Annotated in this window: 16 protein-coding genes and 1 pseudogene; 9 read left to right on the top strand and 8 right to left on the bottom strand. The window is 70.5% G+C overall.

Annotation, left to right across the window (positions count from 1 at the left end; translation table 11 throughout):
- Nucleotides 1-21: 21 nt before the first annotated feature.
- Nucleotides 22-342, bottom strand: coding sequence for a hypothetical protein (locus tag ABGB14_RS39865; protein ID WP_347649046.1), 321 nt, complete (start codon nucleotides 340-342; stop codon nucleotides 22-24).
- Nucleotides 343-530: 188 nt separating this feature from the next.
- Nucleotides 531-1,685 (bottom strand): acyl-CoA dehydrogenase family protein, encoded by a 1,155-nt coding sequence (locus tag ABGB14_RS39860; RefSeq protein ID WP_347649143.1) that lies wholly within the window; start codon nucleotides 1,683-1,685, stop codon nucleotides 531-533.
- Nucleotides 1,686-1,793: 108 nt separating this feature from the next.
- Between ABGB14_RS39860 and ABGB14_RS39855 the strand changes: the two genes are divergently transcribed.
- Nucleotides 1,794-2,405, top strand: a complete 612-nt coding sequence (locus tag ABGB14_RS39855; RefSeq protein WP_347649045.1) for a TetR/AcrR family transcriptional regulator — start codon at nucleotides 1,794-1,796, stop codon at nucleotides 2,403-2,405.
- On the opposite strand, the gene ABGB14_RS39850 is transcribed toward ABGB14_RS39855, so the two are convergent.
- Nucleotides 2,392-3,228 (bottom strand): MaoC/PaaZ C-terminal domain-containing protein, encoded by an 837-nt coding sequence (locus tag ABGB14_RS39850; protein ID WP_347649044.1) that lies wholly within the window; start codon nucleotides 3,226-3,228, stop codon nucleotides 2,392-2,394. The two genes, ABGB14_RS39855 and ABGB14_RS39850, sit on opposite strands and share 14 nt — an antisense overlap.
- A gap of 1 nt (nucleotide 3,229) precedes the next feature.
- On the bottom strand, nucleotides 3,230-4,129 hold the full coding sequence (locus ABGB14_RS39845; RefSeq protein WP_347649043.1) for an SDR family oxidoreductase: 900 nt from the start codon (nucleotides 4,127-4,129) through the stop codon (nucleotides 3,230-3,232).
- A gap of 121 nt (nucleotides 4,130-4,250) precedes the next feature.
- Here ABGB14_RS39845 and ABGB14_RS39840 point away from each other — a divergent pair, with 121 nt between their 5' ends.
- Genes ABGB14_RS39840 through ABGB14_RS39830 form a run of 3 tightly spaced genes read left to right on the top strand, consistent with a single transcriptional unit; the run spans nucleotide 4,251 to nucleotide 7,233 of the window.
- Nucleotides 4,251-5,630, top strand: coding sequence for an MFS transporter (locus ABGB14_RS39840; RefSeq protein WP_347649042.1), 1,380 nt, complete (start codon nucleotides 4,251-4,253; stop codon nucleotides 5,628-5,630).
- Nucleotides 5,631-5,653: 23 nt separating this feature from the next.
- Nucleotides 5,654-6,073 (top strand): thioesterase family protein, encoded by a 420-nt coding sequence (locus ABGB14_RS39835; protein WP_347649041.1) that lies wholly within the window; start codon nucleotides 5,654-5,656, stop codon nucleotides 6,071-6,073.
- Nucleotides 6,070-7,233 carry an MFS transporter gene (locus ABGB14_RS39830; RefSeq protein WP_347649040.1) on the top strand — a complete coding sequence of 388 codons (1,164 nt, stop codon included), beginning with the start codon at nucleotides 6,070-6,072 and terminating at the stop codon, nucleotides 7,231-7,233. Before ABGB14_RS39835 ends, ABGB14_RS39830 begins: the two co-directional genes overlap by 4 nt.
- Here the strand turns inward: ABGB14_RS39830 and ABGB14_RS39825 are convergent.
- From ABGB14_RS39825 to ABGB14_RS39810, 4 genes and pseudogenes are all read right to left on the bottom strand, one after another.
- Nucleotides 7,228-8,736 carry a glycoside hydrolase family 13 protein gene (locus ABGB14_RS39825; protein ID WP_347649039.1) on the bottom strand — a complete coding sequence of 503 codons (1,509 nt, stop codon included), beginning with the start codon at nucleotides 8,734-8,736 and terminating at the stop codon, nucleotides 7,228-7,230. The two genes, ABGB14_RS39830 and ABGB14_RS39825, sit on opposite strands and share 6 nt — an antisense overlap.
- Nucleotides 8,737-8,760: 24 nt before the next feature.
- Nucleotides 8,761-9,135, bottom strand: a pseudogene (locus ABGB14_RS39820) (globin); the annotation flags it as partial.
- 43 nt (nucleotides 9,136-9,178) lie between these two features.
- Nucleotides 9,179-10,039, bottom strand: a complete 861-nt coding sequence (locus tag ABGB14_RS39815) for a mechanosensitive ion channel family protein (RefSeq protein WP_347649038.1) — start codon at nucleotides 10,037-10,039, stop codon at nucleotides 9,179-9,181.
- Nucleotides 10,040-10,598: 559 nt separating this feature from the next.
- Nucleotides 10,599-10,883 carry a hypothetical protein gene (locus ABGB14_RS39810; RefSeq protein WP_347649037.1) on the bottom strand — a complete coding sequence of 95 codons (285 nt, stop codon included), beginning with the start codon at nucleotides 10,881-10,883 and terminating at the stop codon, nucleotides 10,599-10,601.
- Between the two features lie 273 nt (nucleotides 10,884-11,156).
- Between ABGB14_RS39810 and ABGB14_RS39805 the strand changes: the two genes are divergently transcribed.
- From ABGB14_RS39805 to ABGB14_RS39785, 5 genes are all read left to right on the top strand, one after another.
- A complete protein-coding gene (locus ABGB14_RS39805) occupies nucleotides 11,157-12,716 on the top strand; it encodes an XRE family transcriptional regulator (protein WP_347649036.1) in 1,560 nt (519 codons plus the stop codon).
- Nucleotides 12,713-13,201, top strand: coding sequence for a GNAT family N-acetyltransferase (locus ABGB14_RS39800; RefSeq protein WP_347649035.1), 489 nt, complete (start codon nucleotides 12,713-12,715; stop codon nucleotides 13,199-13,201). The genes ABGB14_RS39805 and ABGB14_RS39800 overlap by 4 nt, the downstream gene beginning before the upstream one ends.
- A 363-nt stretch (nucleotides 13,202-13,564) precedes the next feature.
- Complete coding sequence (locus ABGB14_RS39795; protein WP_347649034.1) at nucleotides 13,565-14,785, top strand: DMT family transporter; 1,221 nt, start codon at nucleotides 13,565-13,567, stop codon at nucleotides 14,783-14,785.
- Between the two features lie 270 nt (nucleotides 14,786-15,055).
- On the top strand, nucleotides 15,056-16,693 hold the full coding sequence (locus ABGB14_RS39790) for a tetratricopeptide repeat protein (protein WP_347649033.1): 1,638 nt from the start codon (nucleotides 15,056-15,058) through the stop codon (nucleotides 16,691-16,693).
- A gap of 15 nt (nucleotides 16,694-16,708) precedes the next feature.
- Nucleotides 16,709-17,161: a hypothetical protein gene (locus ABGB14_RS39785; protein ID WP_347649032.1), complete on the top strand. Its 453-nt coding sequence runs from the start codon at nucleotides 16,709-16,711 to the stop codon at nucleotides 17,159-17,161.
- Nucleotides 17,162-17,191: the final 30 nt, after the last annotated feature.

Here is a 17,191-nt window from a genome sequence, read left to right as displayed (position 1 = left end):
TAGGCGGTGTCACGGCGACCCTCAACCCTGGCGCGGCCCGCGACGGGAGATCATCCGGTCGGTGAGGACGGCCGGCACGACGGCCGCCGCCAGGGCCGCGCCGATCCACGTGACGGAGGTGATGCCCGCGCCGGCGTTGAGTGCCGCCCCGGCGAGCGCCGGGACGAGGCTGATGCCGAGCTGGAACGCGGAGACGGTGGTGGCCCCGGCAAGCGACGGGGCGTCGGACGCGATGGCGAACACCCGCGCGTAGATGGCCGGGTTGAGGACGAAACCTGCGATCCCGAGGAGCAGGACGAGGGGGATGACGGCCGGCGTGTGCCGCGCGAGGACCCCGAGCACTGTACGTCCTGTTCGGGCGCCAGGGGGAGCGCATGCACATGCGGGCCAGACCGCGCGCTCGGGAGGAGGCGTCGCTCTGAACGGCAGGCCGCTTCCGGGGCGGGTAACGCGGCTCCCCGGCACGGCGGCGGCCGCCCGCCGCCGCCCTGCACCGTAGGGAGACGGGGCTCCGGCCTCGGGCGCCGCGATCACTCACCGATCAGGCCGAGCCTCGCGTGTCCCTTGATCAGGTTGCGCGCGATCGTGCGCCGCTGGATCTCGTCGGTCCCCTCGAAGATGCGCAGCAGCCGCAGCTCGCGGTACCACCGTTCTATCGGCAGCTCCTTCGTGTACCCCATGCCCCCGTGGATCTGCAGCACCCGGTCGACCACCTGGTTCGCCATCACGGCCCCGTTGAGCTTGGCGATCGACGAGGCGTGCCGCGCGTCCAGCCCTTCCCGCACCCGCCACGCCGCGTACAGCGTCAGCCACTTCGCCGCCTCGATCTCGACCTGGGAGTCGGCGATCATCCACTGGATGGCCTGGTACTCCGCGATCGCCCGCCCCATGGACTTGCGGATCTTGGCGTAGTCGACGGCCATCTGCACCATGCGCTCGGCGGAGCCGATGGCCCGGGCCGGGATCATGTAGCGTCCCTGCCCGATCCACTCCATGGCCAGCTCGAAGCCTCTGCCCGGCTCGCCCAGGATGTTCTCCTCCGGCACCCGTACGTCCTCGAACACCAGCGAGGCCGGGCCCCACTGTCCCATGGTGGGGATCGGCTCGGAGCGCCAGCCCATGTCCCGGTCCACCAGGAAGCACGTCACCCCGTACGGCTCGGCCACGGCGAACACCATGACGAAGTCGGCCTCGTTGCCGCCCGTGATGAAGGTCTTCTCGCCGTTGAGGATCCACTCGGCGCCGTCCCTGACGGCGCGGGTGCGGATGTTGCGGGCGTCGGAGCCCGCGCCCGGCTCGGTGATCGCGAAGCAGGAACGGCGCTCGCCCTCGATGGTGGGGAGCAGGTAGCGGCGTTTCTGCTCCTCGGTGCCCGCGTAGAGGATGTTGTCGGCGCTGCCGCCGAACGAGAACGGCACGAACGTCCTGCCGAGCTCCATGGCGATGATCGCGGACATGATCGGTCCCAGGGCGGCGCCGCCGTACTCCTCGGGGGTGTTGATGCCCCAGAAGCCCGACTTCCTGGCCTTGGTCCGTAGGTCGCGAAGGGCGTCCGCGTCCAGCGCAGGCCGGCCCTCGCGCTCGTTGCGCAGGACCTCGGGCTCCAGCGGCATGACCTCCTTCTCCACGAAGGACCGTACGGTGTCGCGGATCTGGCGTTCCTCGGTGGTGAGCGAGAAGTCCACGGCCGCCTCCCGGAAATTTCTAGAATATTTATCTAGGAAGAGGTTCTGGCCGATGAGGTCTCGTGTCAAGAACAGAATTCTAGAATTATGCGCGGTAGGATGGCCGGCATGGCACGCAAGTCCTCGTGGGAGTGGAGCCGTACGGCCCAGACCCGCAAAAGCATGCTGCGGGCGGCTCGCGAGGTCTTCAGCGAGCACGGCTTCGCCGAGTCCAACGTCGCCGAGGTGGTCTCCCGCGCCGGGTCCAGCGTCGGCAGCCTCTACCACCACTTCGGCGGCAAGACCGAGCTCTTCCTGGCCCTCTACGAAGACCATCAGGCGGCGCACGAGCAGGCGTCGGCCGCCAGCGTGGCCAAGGCCAGGAAGTCCGGCGTCGACGACCCGGTCGAGCTGCTCATCGCCGGCGCCCGCGCCTACCTCGACGGGGCGTGGGAGCGGCGCGACCTGGTCAGGCTGTTCATCGACGGCGACGGGCCGCCGGGGTTCGAGCTGCTGCGCCGCACCCGAGGCAGGGAGTGGGTACGCCAGAACGCCGTCCTGCTCGGGGCCGGCGGCGACGCGCTCGCCCGGTTCACCGTGGCGGTGCTGACCAGCATCATCGGCGAGGCCGCCCGCGAGGTCGCCACCTCGGACACGGAGGAGGAGGCCAGGGAGGTCATCGAGGCGGCGATGAAGCTGATCCGCCGCCTCGATCCCCTCAAGGACATCACCGGCGACTGATCGTGGCGCGGCCTCGGTCGATCACCACGGTGCCGTCGTCCTTGGCGGTCCTGAAGTGCACGTCCTCGCCGTCCACCCAGATCGACACCGTGAGCGACTCCCCGGGGAAGACCGGGCTGGTGAAGCGTCCCGACATGGCCTGGAAACGGCCGGGGTCCGATCCGGCCACGGCGTGCAGCAGCGCCCGGCCCGTCACGCCGTACGTGCAGAGCCCGTGCAGGATCGGCCGGTCGAAGCCCGCCCTGGCGGCGAACTCGGGGTCGCTGTGCAGCGGGTTGTGGTCACCGGACAGGCGGTAGATCAGCGCCTGCTCCGGCAGCGTCGGGTAGGTCACCTTGTGGTCGGGCGCGCGGTCCGGCGCGGCCCACGCCTCGCGCGGCCCCCGGTCGCCGCCGAACCCGCCCTCGCCCCTGATGAACACCGCGCTGCGGCTGGAGATGACCGGCTCGCCCGTGCCGAGGTCGACGGCCCGCGCCTCGGAGGTCACCAGCGCGCCCGAGCCCTTGTCGTAGATGCCGGTCACCTTCGAGGTCGTCCGTACGCCGCCCTCGGGAGGCAGCTTCCTGTGCAGCTCGAAGCCCTGCTCGGCGTGGACCAGCAGGGCCGGGTCGAAGTCGCCCAGCCGCCGCCCGAAAGACTGCCCGAAAGACTGCGCGGCCAGCACTGCGAACGTCGGCAGCACCCGCTGCCCCTTCTCCGTGGTGAACTCCAGCTCCGAGGTGCCCGCGCCGACGCCGAGCGCGTACAGCATGGTGTCCTTGGCGGTCCAGGTGCGCTCGTGGGCCGGGCCCTCGACACCGACGATGGAGTGGTCGAGCGGCATGTCAGTCCTCCCGTCCGGGGATGCGGCCGTTGGTCATCGCGTTGGGCGCGGCCTTGTCGACCAGGGCGGGGATGACGCCGCCCAGCTCGGCCGGGTCCCACCGGGAGCCCTTGTCGACGCCCGGCCCGGCGTGCCAGCCCTCGGCGACGCTGATCGCGCCTCCGCGCACGTTGAACACCCGGCCGGTGACGCCGCGGGCCTCGGCGCTGGACAGCCAGACCACCAGGGGCGCGATGTCGTCGGGGTCGGCGCCCGTGGCGCCGGCGGGCATGAGGTTCTCGGTCATGCGGGTCAGCGCGGCGGGGGCCACGGCGTTCACGGTCACGCCGTAGCGCTCCAGCTCCTTGGCCGCGATGACGGTGAGGCCCGCGATGCCGGCCTTGGCGGCGCCGTAGTTGCCCTGCCCCGGGTTACCGTAGATGCCGGAGGACGAGGTGGTGTTGATGATCCGGGCATCCACGTGTTCGCCCGACTTCGCCTTGGCCCTCCAATAGGCGGCGGCATGGCGCAGCGGCGCGAAGGTGCCCCGGAGGTGCACCCTGACCACCGCGTCCCATTCCTCGGCCGTCATGTTGACGAGCATACGGTCCCGCAGGATGCCCGCGTTGTTGACCAGCACGTCGAGGCCGCCGAAGTGGTCGACGGCCGAGCGGATCAGCCGCTCGGCGCCGTCGAAGTCGGAGACGTCCTCGCCGTTGACGACGGCCTGGCCGCCCATGGCCTCGATCTCCGCCACCACCTCGGCGGCCGCTCCGGACGAGCCGGTGCCGTCGACCGCGGCGCCCAGGTCGTTGACCACCACCTTCGCCCCTTGCCTGGCGAACTCGAGCGCGTGCCCGCGCCCGATGCCCCTGGCCGCACCTGTGACGATCACCACGCGGCCTTCGACGATCCCGCCCATCCGAAACCTCGCTCCTCGACCTGCTGACGATTCGAATAATATTCTAGTATCCAGATCTAGAAAGGACAGGCCCTTGCCGGCTGCGACCCCCTTAGGCCACGCGTGGCGGACGTTGTCGGTCGTGAGCCTGGCGAGCGTGCTGACCGGTCTCGGCGGCAGCGCGATGAACGTCGCCCTGCCCGAGATCGCCAGGCACACCGGTGCCGACGCGACGGCCGCGGGCTGGATCCTCCTCGGCTTCCAGTTGACCACGACCGTGCTCATGGTGGTATTCGGGCGGCTTGCGGATCTGTTCGGCCGGCGCCGGCTGTACCTGCTCGGGCTGGCGACGTACACGGTGGCCGCGCTGCTGGCGGGCCTGGCGCCGAACGCGTGGGTGATCGTGGCCATGCGGGTGGTCCAGGCGGCGGGGGCGGCCATGCTGCTCACCAACAGCGCCGCCCTGGTCAGCGACGCGTTCCCGCGCGAGCGGCTGGGGGAGGGCATGGGGGTCTACGTGGCCTCGTTCTCGATCGCCGGGCTGATCGGGCCGACGCTGGGCGGGGTGCTGGCCGACGGCCTCGGCTGGCGCTGGGTGTTCTGGTTCAACGTGCCGATCGGGGTGATCTGCCTGGTCTGGGGCGCGCTCGTGCTGCGCAGGACCGTCCCCGACCGCCGCGACCGAGGGCTCGACCTGCCCGGCAGCGTGCTCGTGCTGGTCACCCTGGGCGGGCTGCTACTGGCGCTGTCGGAGTTCACCCGGCTCGGCTGGGGACACCCCGTGGTGATGGCCGGGCTCGCGTGCTTCGCCGTGGGGCTGCCGTTGTTCCTGGTCAGGGAGCGGCGGGCGGCGCATCCGGTTGTTGACCTGGGCCTGTTCCGCGACCGGGCCTTCTCCTTCGGCACGCTCGCGTCGTTCCTCAACGCCGTCGCGCGCATGGGCATGGTGTTCCTCGTCGCCCTCTACTTCCAGGCCGTGCGTGGTGACGATCCCGTGCAGGCAGGGCTGAAGGTGCTGCCGCTGGCCGTCGCGGCGATGACCGCGTCGGTGGCCTCCGGCTTCCTGCAGCGCCTGATGAGCGCCCGCACCCTGGCCGTGGCCGGAGCCTCGGCGACCACCTGCGGGCTGGTGGTCATGCTGGTGGTGATGTCCTCGACCATGCCGTACGCGGCGGTGGCGGCGGGGCTGGTGCTGATCGGGCTCGGCTCGGGCGTGTTCATGCCCTCCAACACCACCGCCATCCTGGACGGCCTGCCCTCGGCGCGGCTCGGCATCGTCAACGCCATGCGGCTCATGCTGCAGAACACGGGGAACGTGGTCGGCACCGGCCTGGTCCTGTCGATCATCACCGCGCCGCTGCCCGCCGCGCTGCACGAGCAGGTGTTCGCGGGCACGCTCTCCCACCTGCACGGCGGCGCGGTCGAGCAACTCGTGACCGGCTACCGCTGGGCGCTCGCCGCCATGGCCACCGTCTCGGTGCTGACCGTGCTCGCCTGCCTGGCCCGCCGCAGATCCTCCTGACCGGGGCAGGTACGGTGACTGGCGTGGTTGAACGCACTCCGGCCCAGCGCCACCTCTACCCCCGAGCGGTGAGATTCGCCGACGTCGACTCCCAGGGGCACGTGAACAACGTGCGCTTTCTCGACTACCTGGAGGACGCCCGTTTCGGCATGTTCCACATCGATCCGCACAACGCGGGTGACGAGCCGTTCAAGGGCCTGGTGGTCACCCGGCACGAGATCGACTACCGCCGCCCGCTCGGCTTCCGCGCGGAGCCGGTGAGCGTCGAGACGTGGGTGACGGAGATCAGGCCGGTGCGCTTCACCCTCGCGTACGAGATCCGCGACGACGACGCGGTCTACGTCACCGCCACGTCCGAGCTCGCGGCGTACGACGTCGAGCGGGCCGCCCCGCGCAGGCTCTCGGAGAGCGAACTGGCGTACCTCAAACGTTTCTCCGCATGAAACGCTGGCTGATGCTGGCGCTGGGGGTCAACGCCCACGCGAGCGTCACGCTGGGGCTGTTCGGCCTTCCCCTCGTCATTCCCGAGATAGAGCGGCATTTCGGCGTTCCGCTGGCCGTGGCGGGGATCATGGTGAACGCGCCCTCCCTGGGCGTCCTGCTGGCGCTCGTGGCCTGGGGCGCGCTGGCCGACCGGCACGGTGAGCGGGTGATCCTGGGCACGGGCGTGGGCCTGGCCGCCGTGTTGTTCGGCGCCGTCGCGTTCGCCGACCAGATCTGGGCGGTGATCGGGCTGCTGGTCCTGGCCGGGGCCGGGGGCTCGGCCGCGATGGTCGGCGGCGGGCGCATCGTGTTGCGCTGGTTCGAGCCGCCGGAGCGCGGCCTCGCCATGGGACTGCGCCAGGTCTCCTTCACCCTCGGCATGGCCGCCGGAGCGTTCGTGCTGCCGCCCATCGCGCAGGCGCACGGCCTGGCCGGCGTGCTGTTCGTGTGCGCCGGCACGAGCCTGCTGGCCGCCGTGCTGGCCGCGATCTTCCTGGCCGAGCCGCCGCGCGCGATCTCCGGGTCAGGCGCGGCGCCGCAGGGCTCGCCGTACCGGCAGCGGGCGTTGTGGCGGGTGCACGCCACCAGTGCCCTGCACGTGCTGCCGCAGATCGTGGTCAGCACGTACGGTGTGACCTGCCTCGTACGCCTGTACGGCTGGGACGAGGTGGCGGCCGGACAGTTGTTCGGCGTGGCGGCGATCGCCGGGGCAGGGGTGCGCATCGCGGCAGGTCGCTGGTCCGACAGGGTCGGCCTGCGCATGCGGCCCCTGCTCCTGATCACGGTCTGCAATCTGGGCGTGATGGCGCTGCTGGTGACCGCTACGCTCTCGGGCGCCTGGCTCGGGCCCGCCGCGCTCGCGGTGGCCGCGGTGATGACCGTGGCAGGCAACGGGCTCGCCTACCTGACGGCGGGCGAGCTGGCCGGGCCAGGGTGGGCGGGCCGGGTGCTCGGCACCCACAACACCGTCCAGAACGCCGTCTCCTTCGTCGTCACGCCGATGGCCGGCGTGCTGATCACGAACGTCGGCTATTGGGCCGCCTTCGCCGCGGGGCTGGGAGGCGCGCTGCTCTCACTGCCCGTCATCCCTTTCCGCGGCGAGGACGGCGAGCGGTTATGACGTGCGGCGCAGCCAAGCGGCCGTGTCGGGCGGCAGCAGGTCGCCCCTCAGCGGCCCGCTCGCCAGCAGGACCGCGTCGTGCTCCGGCAGGTGCACCGGCCGGGTGCCGCAGTTGAGCGCGCAGATCAGCGGCCCGCGGGTGAAGAAAAGCACTCCTTCGGGAGATTCCAGCCACTCCAACGTATAAGGAATGGATCGCGCCAGGTCACGGCGGCAGGCCAGGGCCCGGCGGTAGAACTCGAGCGTGGATCCGGCGTCCCCTGCCTGCTTCTCGACGCTCAGCTCCGCGAACGTGACCGGCTGCGGCAACCACGGCCGCACTCCGCCGGGCGCGAACCCGTGGGAGGGCGGATCGACCGTCCACGGGATCGGCACCCGGCACCCGTCACGCCCAGGCAGCTCGCCCTTCGACTGGAAGAAGATCGGGTCCTGCCTGGCCGCGTCGGGCAGGTCGCTCACCTCGGGCAGTCCCAGCTCCTCGCCCTGGTAGAGGTAGGCCGAGCCGGGCAGCGCCAGCATCGTGAGCAGCGCCGCCTTCGCCCGCTGCAGCCCGGTGACGGGGTCGTCGGGCGCGTAGCGGGTGCGGTGGCGTACGACGTCGTGGTTGGACAGCACCCACGTCGCGAACGGGACGGCGGACAGCGTGTCGTCGATCACCTTCCGGAACGCCGCCGCCGACCAGGGCGCCTGCAACCAGGCGAAGTTGAAGCTCTGGTGCAGCTCGTCGGGCCGCACGTAGAGTGCGAGGTCCTCGGAGCTGTCGGTCCACACCTCGCCGACGGCCATGCGCTCGCCCGGATAGCCGTCCAGCACCTTGCGCCAGTCGCGGTAGACGTCGTGCACCTCGGGCCGGCCCCATATCGGGGAGGTTCCCTTGAACGACTGGTCGCCGACGTCGGGCAGCCCTTCCGCCTTGTAGAGCCCCATCGCCACGTCGATGCGGAACCCGTCGACCCCGCGGTCCAGCCAGAACCGCAGGATGTCGAGGAACTCCCTGTGCACCTCGGGGTTGCGCCAGTTGAAGTCGGGCTGCTCCGGCGCGAACAGGTGCAGGTAGTGCCGGCCGTCCTCGACCTGCGTCCAGGCGGGCCCGCCGAAGGTGGACTGCCAGTTGTTGGTCCGGTCGCGGAAGAGGTAGCGCTCGCGGCCCTCGCCGCGCAGCGCCGCCTGGAACCAGGGATGGGCGGAGGAGCTGTGGTTGGGCACGATGTCCACGACCACCCGCAGCCCGTGGTCGTGCGCGCCGGCGACCAGCGCGTCGAAGTCGGACAGCGTGCCGAACAGCGGGTCGACGCCGCGGTAGTCGGCGACGTCATAGCCGCCGTCGGCCATGGGCGAGCGGTAGAACGGCGTCAGCCAGAGGGCGTCCACCCCCAGATCGCGCAGGTACGGCAGGCGCTCGCGCACTCCGGCCAGATCGCCGACGCCGTCACCCGAGGCGTCGGCGAAGCTGCGAACGTAGATCTCGTAGACGACGGCATCACGCCACCAGGGGATATCCATGTGGCGTGTCATGCCCCGTTACGTGGGTGAGTTCACCAGGCTGTGGGCCGCGTAGACCAGATAGTCCCAGAGCCGGGTCTCCAGCTCCTCCGGCAGGTCGAGCGAGTCGACCGCGTCGCGCATGTGCCGCAGCCAGGCGTCGCGCTCGGTCTCACCGATCACGAACGGCATGTGACGCATGCGCAGGCGGGGGTGACCGCGCTGCTCGCTGTAGGTCTTGGGGCCGCCCCAGTATTGGATCAGGAAGCCCCGCAGCCGATCTTCCGCCCCCGTCAGGTCGGGCTCGGGATAGAGCGGCCGCAGCACCGGGTCGTCCGCGACCCCCTCGTAGAAGCGCTGAACGAGGCGCCGGAAGGTCTCTTCGCCCCCGACGGCGTCGTAGAAGGAGGTCTCAGTCACGCTCACCAGCCTAGGGTGTGCCTCGTGTGGTGGTGCATCGCGCTCACACCGCGACCATGGTGATGCCCGCGTCGTCGAGGGCCGTCTTGACCCTGATGCGCATCTCCCTGGCCACCTCGGCCTGCTCGTTGGGCAGCGTCTTCGCGGTGATGCGGAACACCACCGAGCTGTCGGACAGCTGCTCCACGCCGAACACCTGCGGCTGCTCCACGATCTTGCTCTCGCGCAGCTCGGGGTCGGCCCAGACCTCCTCGGCCAGGTGCTCGAGCAGCACGCGCACGCTGACGATGTCGGCGTCGTAGGCCACGGGCACGTCGACGTAGGCCCGCGACCAGCCCTGCGACTCGTTGCCGACCCTGGTGATCGTGCCGTTGCGGACATACCAGACGCGCCCGTCGGCGTCGCGCAGCCGGGTGACGCGCAGGGTGACGGTCTCGACGGTGCCGACCGCGGCCCCCACGTCGACCACGTCGCCCACGCCGTACTGGTCCTCGAGCAGCATGAACATGCCGGCGATGAAGTCTTTCACCAGCTCCTGCGCGCCGAAGCCGATGGCCACGCCGAGGATGCCGACGCTGGTCAGCAGGGGGGCGATCGGGATCGTCAGCCGGTCGAGCACGGTCAGCACCGCGGTGCCCAGGATGACGATCGAGGCGACGTGCTTGAGCACCGAGCCCATGGTCTCGGCCCGCTGCTTCCTGCGTTCGCGGAGCAGCGCGTCGATGCTGTCGGTGGCGGCGCCCTTGCGGAAGCGGCTGGTGATGGAGCTCTTCGCGGCCGCGCGGTGGACCACCCTCGTGATCATCCGGTGCGAGATCTTCCGGAGCACGAACCCCAGCACGATGATCAGCACGATGACGATCGCGCTGGCCGCCATGGGTGCCCAGACCGCATTGTCGAACATCCCGACGAGGGTAGAGCAAACAGGATCCTTGGTACAGATCCCGGCCATGTCCTGGACGACCTTCTCGGGGTCCGGAAGCCCGCTCGACGGTGAGGCGGGCGGCGGCGACGGTGTCACCAGCAGTAACAAAGGTGGATCCCCCTCCAGAAGCGGTTCGGTCGGGCTTTTGGACCGTTGCGATCCAAAATACCGCCGACCGAACCGCCCGCCGTCACATCACGCCGGGGAAGACGGGGTCGTCGGCTCTCTGGGCCGCGGAGGGAGAGAGCGACGCTCCGATGACGGACGGCTCGGCAAGGGACAGGCACCCGGAAGCATGTCCCGTACCGGTTCCGGGAGGGATCCCCCCCAACACCCGCCCGGCGGACCGGGAGGGTGGCTTCGCGGGTACGGCGTGCGGGCCGTACCGGCCGCAGTCAGATGTGAGGCCAGAACCGGCGGAGTGACCAGGACCCCACAGGTGCGGGACCCTCCGCACCGGTCACTCCGCCGGCCCTGTGATGCCGCCGTGGATGCGGCGCGCCGCGGTGGCTGCGCTCCACCCGGCCCACCACGTCGATCATTCCGCCACGGCGGCCAGCACGCGGGCGACTTTCGTCGCGGCACCGGCCGGGTCGTCGGCCGTGTGCATCCGTTCGCCCCAGGACCAGCAATACCACCAATCCGGCATATCGGACACAGTGGCCGGCCTGCAAGTGACGTTCTCGGTCAGGCTGGTCGCGTTCGGGTTGATGACCCGTACGAACCTGCGACCGCTCTGGCTCTGGACCACTCGTGCGAGCAACCCGTGAGCGCCCAGTTCGGACACGAGTCGCTCCAAGTGCTCGAAGTCGTCGTCCCCCACCGTTGGTCCTCCCTAGCAATCGCCGCTGGTGGGCCAAACATGTCTCATGTCAACGGCGAACGCAACGAGCTTGTGCGGCTACAGGGAGTTGCTCTTCTCCCGAAGGATGGAAGAAACAGTCCCGGGGTGGACGATCCTTAACCGTGGGTCGGCTGAAGGCGTTTTCAAACCCGCAGTCCCTGGTTCATAGTCATGGGTAGGCGGACAGCGATCTGAGAGCTACGCTGAGTCACCAGTTGCGGACCGGTCGAGACGTGTTTGGAAGGGGCCGGGATGTCCGGCAGACAGCACAGGGAAACGGAGATCGCCCGGCGGATCAGGGCCAAGGGCCTGGCCGCCGGGCGCATCTCGGCCCAGATCGCGGATGAGATCCACGAGGCTTGCGCTTCGCAGTTCAGCACGACCCGCATCAAGGCGCACCGGTTGTCCTACGGGATCGCCTTGGCCGATGTCATCGAGCAGGTCAGGGCCCTGTTCGAGCGCGACTCCAAACCGACGCCGGGCATCGGCGAGACCCTGCTCTCGGCGTACGAGAGCGGGCTGAAACGCCCGGGGCCCGAATATCTCCACTACTTGTGCACGGTCTACCGCGTCGAGCCGGCCGCCCTCGGCTACGACGGGCCCTGCATCTGCGGTCACGGCCACGCGCACCGGCCGGCGGGGGCACTCGGCGGCTCGGAGTCCAAGGATCCGCCGCCGCTGCTGCCCACGGAGCGTGAGCTCAACATCCAGCCCATGGTCACCGAGCCGGCGGCGCAGGAGGACGAGAACATCCTCCGGCGCACGATGTTAAACCTGCTCCACACCGACACGAACCTCAACACGGCCCTCGACGGGGTCGTGCTCGGAGCGTGCGAGGGCATCAGGCGGCGCATGGACGAAACCCTCGTCTCGGCCACGGTGTCCGCCGCCATGCTCGACCAGTGGGAAGAGGCGACGCTCAGCTTCGGCCGCCAGTACACGACCACGGGCCCCCTGAGACTGCTGTGCGACGTGCTGCTCGAGTTGAGCGCGGTCCGTACGGCGATGTCCCGCCGCCAGCCCATCGACCTGCAGGAACGATTGTGCAGGATGGCCGCCCAGCTGTCCGGGCTGAGCGGCATGATCATGATCAACCTCGGTGACCACCGCCTGGCCCGCTCGTTCTTCCGCACCGGGCGCACCGCGGCCGACGAGACCGGTGACCGCGCGTTGCGCGCCTGGATCACCGCTCGCGAGTCGCTCGTCCCCCTCTATTTCGGCGACGCGCGCGAGGCGCTCAACCTCGCCAAGAAGAGCCGCGACCTGGCCGGCTCGATGCCGTGCGCCGCGCAGGCCATGGCACCGGTCGTCGAGGCCAGGGCACTGGCCATGATGTCAGGGGGCGACAGCAAGAAGGAGGTCGTCGACCAGGCCAAACGCGCGCTGTCGAGGGCACGCAGCGCCTTCTCCCACCTGAAGAGCGAGGACCAGGAGGACGTCGCCTTCGGCTACACCGAGAAGCAGCTCTACTTCTACCAGGGCGACGTGCTCACCAAGCTCGGCCAGACGATCGAGGCGGAGGTGGTGCTCGGCCAGGCGCTCACCAAATACCAGGACCACATCCTCGACCAGACGCTGATCAGGCTCGACCAGGCTCAGTGCCGGCTGATCGACGGCGACGTCCATGAGGCGCTGGCGATCGGCACCCAGGCGCTGCGCCTGGTGGGCGACGAATATCTCACCGACTTCATCGTGCGGCCGGCGCTGGCGCTCGAGCAGGCGATCGCGTCCCGTGACGCCGACGCCCCAGGGCTCGAGGGCTACCGCGCCGAGTTGCGGCGAGCACGGGCCCAGCTGAAAGGGGGCGCATGAAACTGAAGATCCGGCGCTATCGATGGTCCGATCTCGACACCGTCCTCACCCTCCACCAGATCTGCCTGGCGCAGGTGGGCCTGGTGCCCGGTGACGGCGTCTACTACGACGACGACTTCCCCCGCATCCAGGAGATCTATCTGGCCTGCGGCGGCGACTTCCTCGTCGGCGAGATCGACTCCCGGGTGGTGGCCATGGGCGGGCTGAAACCCGTCGACACGTGCACGGCCGAGATCTGCCGGCTGCGTGTCCATCCCGATGTCCAGCGGCGTGGCTTCGGTGAGGCCATGCTCGTCACCCTGCAGCAGCGGGCCGTGGAGCTCGGCTTCGAGCGCGTCAGAGGCGACACCACGCTCAACCAGGAGGCCGCTCTGGCGCTCTACGCGCGCCAGGGGTGGCGCGAGCTCTCCCGGCACAAGGTGGGCGCGCTCGTCGTGGTCAACGTCGAGAAACTGCTGACCCCGGGCGTGCCTCTCGACCGCTAGCGACTCCGCTCGTCCGGCGGCCCCACCCACCCCCTCCGGGGCCGTACCCCTCCTCGGGTGACCATTCCCCGCACTCCCCGCACTTCCGGTGTGACCTTCCCGCCTACCCCCCCTCGTCACGCAGAGTGACGAGCGGCAGTCTCGTGAAGCGGACGATCGCGGATGATCAGCCTGGCGAATCTGTCAGCAACGACCGGCTCCCGCTGCCGCGGATAAGGATGTACGAACCCGCGGGTGAGGCTCTTAACACCGAGTTGTAGAGGACTATCACCGGCTGCTGACTGTACAGCTACGGATGCGAATTGTAATGAGATGCTTCTGGGCATGGCAGTCTTGCCCGCTCCCCGCCCCCTCCTGGGAGCTGTGCTTCTGTTGTTCGTCAGCGCCGCCTGGGGGTCGGCCTTCCCGCTGATGAAGGATCTCATCGGTCGTATACCGGTCGAGGATCTGCTCGCCGAGCGTTACGTCCTCGCGGCGCTGACGCTGCTCGCCATCAGGCCGGGCTGCCTCGGGGGTCTTCCACGGGTGACGTGGGTCTACGGAATCATCCTCGGGGTCATGTTCGGGGTCGGGCAGGTCGGGCAGGCGGTCGCCCTGCACGGGCTGCCGTCGGCGGTGTCCGGGTTCGCCGTGGGCTGCGGCGTGGTGATCACGCCGATCCTGGCGCTCCTCCTGCACAAGACGAAGGTGCCGCGGCGCATCTGGGCCGGGGTCGTGCTCGCGCTGGCCGGCATGACGGTGTTCACGCTGCTGCAGGAGATGGAGGAGCACGAGGTCTCGGTGCTCGCGCTCGGCGTCACGCTGGCCGCCGCCGCCCTCTACTCCGGCCACACGCTCCTGCTCGCGCAGCTGTCCAACCGGGGGGTGGGCTTCCACGCGTACGCGCTGACCGTGATCCAGCTGTTCACCATCGGGCTGCTCACCGGCGGCTACGCCGTGCGCGACGGCATCGTGCTGCCGGCCGGCCTGCACGACTGGTCGGTGCTGGCGCACCTGTCGGTGGTCTCGTGCGCGCTGGGCTTCCTGGCCCGCTCGTACGGCCAGGCGCACGTGCCCGCCGTGCCCAGCGCGATCCTCATGTCGTCGCAACCCGTCTGGGTGGCCGCGATCGCGGTGATCTGGTTCGACGAGGCGATGGGCGTGAGCATGGTCGTCGGGGGCGGGTTGATGGCCGGGGCGATGTTGCTCGCGCTGCCGGGCAGGTCCGCCGCCCTGCGCCGCGGGCGTGGTCAGCGCGATCACCTCGCGGGCGCCACCAGGGTCGCCGCCAGAAGGCTCGCCGACCTGAGAGTCAAACGGGTCGATCGGCTGCGGCTGGACGGCGCCCCGTCGCCGGTCATCGCCAAGACCGCCTGCGAGGACGTCGGGTCGTGTCCCTGGCACACCCGCTCGCTCAAGGGAGGGGGCGAACCGAGCCTGGAGCGGCTGATCGAGCGGGCCACCCTCATCGTCAGGGCGCGCAACCTGCCCCGGCCCGGCTGCTGCCAGTCGGTCACGCTGCTCGGCAGATGCCTGTGCGACTTGATGGAGCAGTCCGAACGGACTCGTGCCACCGGATTGCACCGCTGGTTTCGCTCCCGATAGGTTACAAATACCATTCAAAAGGCAAGTGCTTGTTATCCATTAATCCACCACTAATTCTGCCTGAACCTTGATATTCGGTGGCGTGCCCTAATAATGGGGGATTATCCCCGAGTGGAGAGGTGCAATCATGAAGCGCATCATCGTCCGCAAGCCTGGCACCGTGAGGCTCGCGGGGACCTCCAGCGTCATTCACAAGGGGTGACCGACGCGAGGTCCCACCACAGGATTCCGGGCGAACCCTATGTCCGGACTGGGCTCGCGCGACTGCTGATGCCGGTGATCGACGGGCACCGGCGGCCGCGTGGCCCGTACACCGTCGCCGCCGCGTTGTTGCGGCACCTGGTGCCGGCCGTTCTGGAACGCTCCAGCGACCTCGTGGCGGCGTACGACATCGAGATCAGGGCGGCCGCGCCCGAGCTGGCCGGGATCGTGCCGGCCGTGCGAGTGACGATCGACGCGGAGCTGTCCGAGGAGGAACGGATCCTCGTGCCCGCGCCCCGGCGCACGCTGCGGCTGGCCAACGGGCTCACGGAGTTCTTCCGCACCGCCGTGCCTCCCGGGCGGGCGCTCGTGGTGAGCAACGCCGCCGAAGCCGATGCCACGGACGTCGAGCTGCTCGAGGTCATGATGCGGCGGATCTCGCCGGCCCTGCTGGAGATCACGGTGTTCTCCGGCGGGCCGCCGCACCCGCCCGACGACCGCGACGCCGACGAGCTGCGGGCCGTGGTGGACCGGTGCGTGCGGGAGGGCTTCCTGCACGCCGTCGCCGAGCTGGGCGAGCTCGGCATGTCCCGCACCGAGCCGGGCAGCGCGCTCTGGTGGCGCTTCGCCCAGCGTACGGCGACCGCCCTGGCCGGGCTCGACCGCGCCGCCGACGCCCTCGCGGTGTGGGAGCGGGTTCGCGAGGTCAGCCAGGATCCGGCGATGCACGCCGCCGGCGCGTACGGCACCGCCATGCTCGACGCCCGCCACCGTGACCCCGCCCGCCGCGACCTGGTCAGGGCCAGGAGGTGGGTCAACGAGGCGATCGCCATCTCCACGCTCCTGCCCGACCCCCTGGAGCGGGCGTTCAAGCTCGGCTTCGACCGCAACGGCCTGGCGCTGATCGAGCTGCGGCACGGCCGGCCCCACGTCGCGCTGTCACTGGTCGAGTCGGCCATCGAGCTGGCGGGCGAGCTGGGGGAGCGGCACCCGCTGCACCGGATGGTGCTGCTGGCCAACCGGGCCCAGCTGCTGGCCTCGCTCGGGCGTGCCAAGGAGGCGCTGGAGGACTACGCCGCCGCGATCGCCGTGGACCCGGCCTTCCCCGACTACTACCTGGAGCGGGGGAACCTGCTGTTCGGGCTCGGCCGGCACGAGGAGGCGCTGGCCGACTTCGAGCAGGCCATGCGGGCCGGGCCGCCGCTGCCCGAGGCGCACTACAACCGGGCCGAGCTGCGTACCGTGCGGGGCGACGTCGAGGGGGCGCTGGCCGACCTGGGCCGGGTGATCGAGCTCGACCCCGCGTATGTGGACGCCTACATCAACAGGGCCGGGCTGCTGGCCGCCGCCGGCCGCGACGACGAGGCCAGGGGAGACGTCGAGGCCGGCCTCGCGCTGGCGCCGGGCAACCCGCACCTGCTCACGGTGCTGGGCCAGCTGGAGACGGCTGCGGGGCGGCTCGCAGAGGCCAGGGTGGTGCTAAACCTGGCCGTCGAGCGGGCTCCCCGGCTGGCGGCCGCCTGGGGCAACCGGGGGGTGCTGCGCTTCACCGACGGAGACGTGGAGGGCGCGGCCGAGGACCTGACGCGGGCCATCGAGCTCCAGCCGCAGCCCGACCTGTACGCCAACCGGGCCGTCGCCCTGCGGGCTCTGGGGCGCGACACCGAAGCGGAGGCGGACGAGCGCAGGGCCGTCCGGCCGTCCTGATGGGACGATGCACTCATGACGGGGCGTGTGGGGCGGGCTGCCGCGGTGTGCGCCGCGCTCGGGGTGTTGTGGTGGGCCACCGTACGCCTGGCGTGGGCGGGTGTCGGCTGTGACGACTGGGGGTGCCTGGTGCCGGCCATCGGGGTCGTCGTCCTGATCTCGCTGGGCCTGCTCGCCTGGTCGGCCCGCGCGCTTGAGCGGGTCGGCGTGCGGCCCGGGCGCCGGGTGGCGCTGGCGGCGGCCGGGGTGCTGGTGGCCTTCCGGCTGGCCGGAGAGTCGCTGCCCTCGTGGACGTCGTCGTTCGCGCACGTCGTGGCGGCCGCGCTGGCCTTCGGCGGGGCGGGGGCCGTGGGGGCGTTCGTGACGGAGAGGGGGGTGGCACGGCGGTGGCGGGTGGCCGCCGTGCTGGCGGTGGTCGCCCTCGTGCCCGTGGCGCTGGCCGTGGCGGTGGTGCGGTCCGGCGCGTGACCCGTCCCGCGGCCGCGTGCGGGGGTCGGG

Origin of the sequence: Nonomuraea sp. B10E15 (genome assembly GCF_039871615.1) — a bacterium.
Classification (GTDB): domain Bacteria; phylum Actinomycetota; class Actinomycetes; order Streptosporangiales; family Streptosporangiaceae; genus Nonomuraea.
Note: the sequence above shows the minus strand (reverse complement) of the source record. Positions and strands in the feature narration are given on the sequence as shown.